Origin of the sequence: Lyngbya aestuarii BL J, assembly GCF_000478195.2 — a bacterium.
Classification (GTDB): domain Bacteria; phylum Cyanobacteriota; class Cyanobacteriia; order Cyanobacteriales; family Microcoleaceae; genus Capilliphycus; species Capilliphycus aestuarii.
This window is the reverse complement of sequence record NZ_AUZM01000313.1, coordinates 1-683: the sequence shown is the minus strand read 5'-3', so window position 1 is coordinate 683 and position 683 is coordinate 1. Positions and strand designations below refer to the sequence as shown.

1 protein-coding gene is annotated in these 683 nt (G+C 39.7%); it reads left to right on the top strand.

Going from position 1 to position 683, the window contains the following annotated elements; all coding sequences use genetic code 11:
• Positions 1-82: 82 nt before the first annotated feature.
• On the top strand, positions 83-683 hold a 601-nt coding region (locus M595_RS28290), incomplete at its 3' end, for a class I SAM-dependent methyltransferase (RefSeq protein ID WP_023069969.1).

The window sequence follows — 683 nt, the reverse complement described above, 5'->3', positions numbered from 1 at the left end:
CGTTTAAAAAAGCTAAAATTCCCTTGGCTGACCGTCCGTCTCAAATTCCAGGTTTAATTAAAAAAGCTTTGAAAAAATAACGATGTCTAAAAAGTCTGATCGATCTTCACAATCTTCGAGTTCTTCTGCTTATCTTTCTGATCAATGGCATTCTCTTATGAATGCGGTTGCTTATCGCTTTAATCGGGAATATCAAGGGGAGGCTTTTGAACTTCCCGAAGAAGTGGAAAACTTGCCGATTTTTCGCGATCGCATGGCGGGAACTCTACAAGCTAAAATCACTTCGCCCTTTTGGGAACTGACTAAAATCCAGAAAAATCAACAGTGTTTAGATATTGGTTGTGGAGTCAGTTTTTTGATTTATCCTTGGCGAGAGTGGAATGCTTTATTTTATGGTCAAGATATTAGCAATGTGGCAATAGATGCTTTGAATGCTCGGGGACCACAGTTGAATTCTAAACTGTTTAAAGGGGTAAAATTGGGGGCGGCTCATCATTTAGAGTATGATGCAGATCAGTTTGATTTAGCGATCGCAACGGGGTTGAGTTGTTATTTTCCCCTTGAATATTGGACGGAGGTTATGGCTGAAGTTAAACGAGTCTTGAAGCCCACTGGAGAGTTTATTTTTGATGTTCTCAATCCTGATGCACCATTAGCAGAAGATTGGGCAATTTTAGAAACTT